Raw genomic sequence first — 6,390 nt, forward strand, 5'->3', positions numbered from 1 at the left:
CCATGAGCACCGCCACCCTGCCGGACTCGTCCCGGGCGCGCCGCGCCCGGGGCGGGTCCGCCTCGCGTCCGCCGGCCGGCAGCGCCCCGCTGGAGCGCTCGCGCCGCCGCATGTTCTGGGCCTTCACCACCCCGGCCGTCCTGATCTACACCGTGCTGTTCCTGGTCCCGGTCGGCTACGCGGCCTGGACCAGCCTGTACAAGTGGGACGGCATCGGCCCGAAGAAGTGGAGGGGCCTGAAGAACTACCAGACCCTGTGGCAGGACCCGATCTTCCGGCACTCGCTGACCAACACCCTGAAGATCCTGCTCGTCGGCGGCGTCCTGACCTTCGCCATCGCCTTCGCGCTGATGCTGATCCTGCGCGAGATGAACCGCAAGCTGTTCGCCCGCTCGGTGCTGTTCTTCCCGTGCCTGGTGAACGCGATGGTGTTCGGCATCGCCGCGGGCGTCCTGTTCTCCCCCGACGGACCGGTGAACAAGGTGCTCGGGTGGCTCGGCTGGAGCCATCCGCCGCAGTGGCTGGCGACCGAGCACCTGCAGACGATGATCCTGGGAACCCTGGTGTGGACGGCCACCGGCTACTACACCGCGATCCTGATGGCCGCGGTCGACCAGATCCCGGAGTACCTCTACGAGGCCGCCGAACTCGACGGCGCCAACGCCTTCCAGCGCTTCCGGCACGTGACGCTGCCGATGTGCTGGGACGTGATCTCGGTCTGCGCGGTGCTGTGGACGGTGAGCTCGGTGAAGATCTTCGAGCTGATCCTGATGTACGGCGGCAGCAGCGGCTCGCAGCCGCCGTCGGACTCCTGGAACACCGCGATGTACGTCTACATCGAAGCGTTCCCGACGGCCTCGACGCCGCAGCTGGGCCTGGCCACGGCCGCCGCGCTGGTGAGCCTGTTCCTCGTGGTCGTCTTCACGGTCGTGCTGCGCAGGCTGCTGCGCCGCGACCCCATCGAGTACTGATCCGGGGGAGCTCATGACGTCCCGAACAATGACCGCCGCCCGGCGCAAGCCCGTCAGCCTGCCGATGCGGATCGCCACCGGCGCGGTGTGGGTGGTGGTGGCCGCCGACATCGCCCTGATCGGCTGGATCCTGCTGACCTCGCTGCGCGACGGCACCGACATCCTCAACCATCCCTTCGGCGTGCCGACGCACCCGAAGTTCGCCAACTACAGCAGGGTGTTCTCCGACGGCGGCTTCGGCCAGGCCGCGCTGAACAGCGTGCTGGTCGCCGTGCTGTCCTCGGTGCTGGCCGTCGTGGTGGCCGCGCCCTGCGCCTACGCGCTGGCCCGCCGCCGCAACCGGGTCTCCGGCGCGATGAGCATGACCTTCGCCATGGGCCTGGGGGTGCCCGGGCAGGTGATGGTGGTCCCGCTGTTCATCGGCATGGCCAAGGCGAACCTCGACGACTCCCAGCCCGGCCTGATCCTGGTGTACCTGGGACTGGCGATGCCGTTCACCGTGTACCTGCTGACCGGCTTCTTCTCCGGCATCCCGCAGGTGCTGGAGGAGGCCGCGGTCCTGGACGGCGCCGGCATGGTGCGCACCTTCACCAAGGTGATCCTGCCGGTGGCCCGCGGCGGGCTGATCACCGCGTTCCTGCTGCAGTTCATCTCGGCCTGGAACGAGACGCTGTTCGCGATCGTGCTGACCCACAGCCAGGACAAGGTGACGCTGCCGGTGGCGCTGTCCAACTTCGTGCAGGAGGCCCAGCTCAACGGCCTGGACTGGGGCGCGATGTTCGCCGGGGTGTGCGTGGTGCTCGCTCCGATGATCGCGTTGTTCAGCTGGCTCGGCAGCCGCATCATCCAAGGTATGACAGTGGGGATCGGCAAGTGAACACGCACCTCCGCCGCGACGTCCTGCCCATCGAGGGCGCCGCCGACCCGGCCGCCGGACTGCTGCCGATCCTGACCGGAATCGCCCGGCCCGGATTCGACTCGGCCGTGGCCCCCTACCCGGACATGGCCCGCAACCTGGAGTACGGCCGGCCGCCGACGCTGCTGCCGTACACGATGCAGGACTCGTACACGCGCGAGCGCACCCCGCGCGAGGTGCCGACCCTGGTCCTGGAGAACGAGGTGCTGACCGCCACGTTCCTCCCGGACCACGGCGGCCGCCTGTGGTCCCTGGTGCACCGGCCGACCGGCCGCGAACTCCTGCACCGCAACCCGATCCTGCAGCCGGCGAACCTGGCGCTGCGCGACGCGTGGCTGGCCGGCGGCGTGGAGTGGAACATCGGCGCGACCGGCCACTGGCCGCTGACCTGCTCGCCGCTGCACGCGGTCCGCCTGACCGCGCCGGACGGCACGCCGGTGCTGCGGATGTACGAGTTCGAGCGGCTGCGCCGGGTGGTGATGACCGTCGACGCCTGGCTGCCGGCCGGATCGCCGGCGCTGCTGGTCCACGTCTCGCTCCACAACCCGGCCGAGGCGCCGACGCCGGTGTACTGGTGGTCGAACATCGCGGTGCCGCAGAGCCCCGACGTGCGCGTGGTGGCGCCGGCGGAGCGCGCCTTCCATTTCGACTACACGGCGCAGCTGAAGCTCATCGACTTCCCGAACGGCGACACCGCCGAGGCCACCGACGCTGCCGATGCCGCCGATGCCGCCGATGCCGCCGATGCCGCCGACCAGAGCTACCCCGCGCGGTTCCCGGCCGCGGCGGACTTCTTCATGGACATCCCGTCCGGCGAGCGCCCCTGGATCGCCGCACTGGACGAGAGCGGCTCGGGCCTGGTGCAGACCTCGACCGACCGCCTGATCGGCCGCAAGCTCTTCCAGTGGGGCATCGGCGCCGGCGGCCGGCGCTGGCAGGAGTGGCTGTCCGGTCCGGACGCGGAGTACATCGAGATCCAGGCCGGGCTGGCCCGGACGCAGTTGGAGCACCTGGAACTGCCCGGCGGGGCCACGTGGGAGTGGGTCGAGGCGTACGGGCTGCTGGAAGCCGATCCGGCGGCGGTGCACGGGACGTGGGACGAGTCCCGCGAGGCGGTGGCCGGAGCGCTGGAGCGGTTGGTGCCGCGGGCCTCGTTGGACGCCGCGCTCGGCGACGCACAAAAGTTTGACCACGCGGCCCCGGAGCAGCTGCATCAGGGCTCTGGCTGGGGCGCCCTGGAGATCGCGGCCGGGGTGCTGGCCGACGACGGCCTCCGCCCCTTCGGATCCTGCGATGCCGAGCAACAGCCGTGGCTGGACCTGCTGCGGACCGGGCGACTGCCGTCGAGCGAGCCGCCGGCGTCGCCGGTCACCGGCTCGAAGTGGCGCGACCTCCTCGAAACCGCCGCCTCCGACTCGGGCTCCGGTTCCACCTCCACCCCCGACTCCGACTCCGACTCCGACTCCGCCTCCGCCTCCACCCCCGACTCCGACTCCGACTCCGCCTCCGCCTCCGCCTGGCACACGCTCTACCACCTCGGCCTCCTCCGCCTCGCCGACGGCGACCGCGACGGCGCCCGCCAGGCGTGGACCCGGTCGCTGGCCGACCGCCCGAACGCGTGGGCGCAGCGGGCCCTGGCCCACCTCGCCGACTCGCCGGACGAGGCCGCGAGCCAGACCCTGGCGGCCCACCGCATGTACCCTGATCTGCGCGAACTCACCATCGAGACCCTCAAGGCCCTGCTTGCCGCCGACCGCCCCCACGACACGCTGAGCGTCATCGCCGCCCTGGCCCCCGAGGACCGGGACCACGGCCGGATCCGCCTGTACCACGCGGAGGCCGCGCTGGCGATCGGCGACACCGACCAGGTCCGGCGGCTCCTCGACGAGGGCATCACCGTCGACAACCTCCAGGAGGGCGAGGCCTCCCTGGACCTGTTGTGGCTCGCCGCCCACCCCGACCTACCAGTACCGCCCGAGTACGACTTCCGGATGTCCGGAAGCTGATTCGAGAGGAACGCATGGCACACCTCACCGCCCGCCGCACTGTCGTGGGAGCCGTGGCGGCCGCTGCTCTGGCCCTGGGCGCCGCGCCGGCCCACGCGCACGGCATCGGGCCCCAGACCGGCACCTTCTCCTACGTCGACTGCTCACGGACCCACGACGGCAACGGCTCGGCCGCGCATCCGTGGACCTCGCTGGCGGACGTGAACAAGCCGGCCTTCTCCCCCGGCGACCACATCCTGTTCGCCCGCGGAACCACGTGCATCGGCACCCTGGCACCACAGGGCTCCGGCATCGCGGGCTCGGACATCGTGGTGGACGCCTACGGCACAGCCGACCGGCCCCTCCCGCGGATCGACGGCAACGGCGCGACCGAGACAGTGTCGCTCCGCAACCAGCAGTACTTCGAGATCCACCACCTGGACGTGACCAACGCGGCGAACCCCGGCACCAACCGCCGCGGCATCCACGTGGACGCCCAGGACGCCGGCAAGCTGTCGCACATCGTGATCAGCGGCGTGACCGTGCACGACGTGCTCGGGGACGACACGAAGGACGCCGACGGCAGCGACGGGATCGTCGTGAGCGTGCACGGGACCAGCGTCCCGACCTGGTTCGACGACGTACGCATCACCGACAACACACTGACCCGCGTGAACCGCGAAGGTATCGTCACCGCCTCGTCCTGGGCCCAGTACGAAGGGCTGCAGGAACACCCGTTCACCCACGTCCTGATCCAGGGCAACACCCTGTCCCGGACCGGCGGCGACGGCATCGTGGTCGAGCAGACCTCCGGCGGCCTGGTCGACCACAACACCCTGGCCGGCTTCAACGTCACCTCGCACGGCTACAACGCCGGCATCTGGCCCTGGGACTCCGACCACGTGACGTTCCAGTACAACGAAGTCTCCGGCGGCCACGGCCACCAAGACTCGATGGCCTACGACATCGACGACTTCACCGACACGATCGTCTACCAGTACAACTACAGCCACGACAACGACGGCGGCTTCGCCCTCATCTGCGGCACCACCGACGGCTACGTCCGCAACTCGGTGATCCGCTACAACATCAGCCAGAACGACAGCTACCGAGGCATCGAGAACTGCTCCGGCCCCTCCGGCCCGGTCCAGGTCTACAACAACACGATCTACGTGAAGCCCGGCGCCGCCATGGCCGTGCTCCGCGAGAACAACGACAGCACAGCCCGGAACGTGCAGTTCACGAACAACGTGGTCGTGAACGCCGGCGCCCCCTCCGACGCGACCTTCGCCCTGTCCCCGGCGACGAGCTACCAGCTGACGAACAACACCTTCTACAACACCACAACGGCACCGGGCACGGGAACGCTGACGACGAACCCACTGCTGGTCGCAGGCGGCACAGGCCCGCGCGGCGAACGACTGTGCACCAAGTCACCCGCCCTGGCCGACGGACTCCCCATCGCGAACAACGGCGGCCAGGACTACTTCGGCAGCCCGATCCCGCCGGGCGCACCGAACCGCGGCGCTTACGCCGGCCCCGGGGTCCGCGGCTGCTGATCGAAGACCCCCGATCGGCAACTGCCGATCGGGACAGGCGAGCGCGCGGCGGCGTCCAATGAGGGGGATGCCGCTGCGCGCTTGGCGTTCGGGGCCAAACCGGGGCCTGTGGCTTAGGCGTGGGTCGGTTCTTCGTGTGAGTGCAGCTGGTGTGTGGGTTTACAGGCTATTTTTACGGCTTCGCGTACGGTTTGCGGGATCCGCTGGTGGCGCGGCTCGGGGTGGGTGACGTCGTGTGTGGGCGGCGGTGGTGTGGGTAGGTGGTCGGGTCTACTGCCACAGCCAAGAGCAAGAGCGACAGTCAAGGGCAAGGTCAAGGGCTACAGGCGCCTCCGGCGGCGCCTGCGCGGCGAGCGGCCTCGCTCCGGGGAGTGGGGGGCCGCGTAGTTGGGCGGCGGTTGTTGCTTGTGGTCGCCTGTGTCCCGGATTCCCCGTCGCTTCGTCGCCCGGAGGGAACCATCCCGGCCTGGGCGGTGTCAAGCCGGATCGCTGTTGCTGGCCACCGGTTTCGTTCGGCTTGACATCGCCCAGTCCGGGATGGTTGTGCAAGCACCGCCGAAGCGACGGGGAATCCGGGACAACCCCCGCCTGTGGTGTGGACTCGGTCCACTCGGTGAGGCACAGCGGCGGCCAGGCGGTGCGTGCACAAGGCGCGGGAACTCTTCCCACAGGTGGGTTTGTCCCGGATTCCCCGTCGCGTCGGCGGGCGAAGCCAAGCAGGCCGGGCCGGTGGTGTCAAGTCGCTGATACCCGGCCACCAGCTGGGCGATCCGACTTGATACCACCGGACCGGCCTGCTTCCGTTAGGCGACGATGCGACGGGGAATCCGGGACGAAGGCGACCACAAGCAGCGACCGCCGCCCAGCAGCGCGGCCCCCCACTCCCCGGAGCGAGTGGGGATGGCGCGTTGCCGCGCCGTTGGGTCGGCGCGAAAATGTGCCTGCACGGTGCTGCCCGC

Annotated in this window: 4 protein-coding genes; all 4 read left to right on the top strand. The window is 70.2% G+C overall.

The features are described from left to right. Positions 1-2 precede the first annotated feature (2 nt). From ABIA35_RS47765 to ABIA35_RS47780, 4 genes are read left to right on the top strand one after another with little or no spacing between them, the layout of a single operon-like run. The gene (locus ABIA35_RS47765) at positions 3-971 is read left to right on the top strand and encodes a carbohydrate ABC transporter permease (protein WP_370337259.1); all 969 of its coding nucleotides are present in this window, start codon (positions 3-5) and stop codon (positions 969-971) included. A 13-nt stretch (positions 972-984) separates the two neighbouring features. Next, positions 985-1,848 (top strand): carbohydrate ABC transporter permease, encoded by an 864-nt coding sequence (locus ABIA35_RS47770; RefSeq protein ID WP_370362435.1) that lies wholly within the window; start codon positions 985-987, stop codon positions 1,846-1,848. Next, positions 1,845-3,893, top strand: a complete 2,049-nt coding sequence (locus ABIA35_RS47775; RefSeq protein ID WP_370362436.1) for a DUF5107 domain-containing protein — start codon at positions 1,845-1,847, stop codon at positions 3,891-3,893. Before ABIA35_RS47770 ends, ABIA35_RS47775 begins: the two co-directional genes overlap by 4 nt. A gap of 14 nt (positions 3,894-3,907) precedes the next feature. Further along, complete coding sequence (locus ABIA35_RS47780; protein ID WP_370337253.1) at positions 3,908-5,431, top strand: right-handed parallel beta-helix repeat-containing protein; 1,524 nt, start codon at positions 3,908-3,910, stop codon at positions 5,429-5,431. Positions 5,432-6,390 lie beyond the last annotated feature (959 nt).

This window comes from Catenulispora sp. MAP12-49 (assembly GCF_041262705.1).
Lineage (GTDB): Bacteria > Actinomycetota > Actinomycetes > Streptomycetales > Catenulisporaceae > Catenulispora.

Excerpts from the sequence above, each read along its gene's own strand:
- ABIA35_RS47770 (WP_370362435.1), top strand. The coding sequence starts at position 985 with ATGACGTCCCGAACAATGACCGCCGCCCGGCGCAAGCCCGTCAGCCTG.
- ABIA35_RS47780 (WP_370337253.1), top strand. The coding sequence starts at position 3,908 with ATGGCACACCTCACCGCCCGCCGCACTGTCGTGGGAGCCGTGGCGGCC.
- ABIA35_RS47765 (WP_370337259.1), top strand. The coding sequence starts at position 3 with ATGAGCACCGCCACCCTGCCGGACTCGTCCCGGGCGCGCCGCGCCCGG.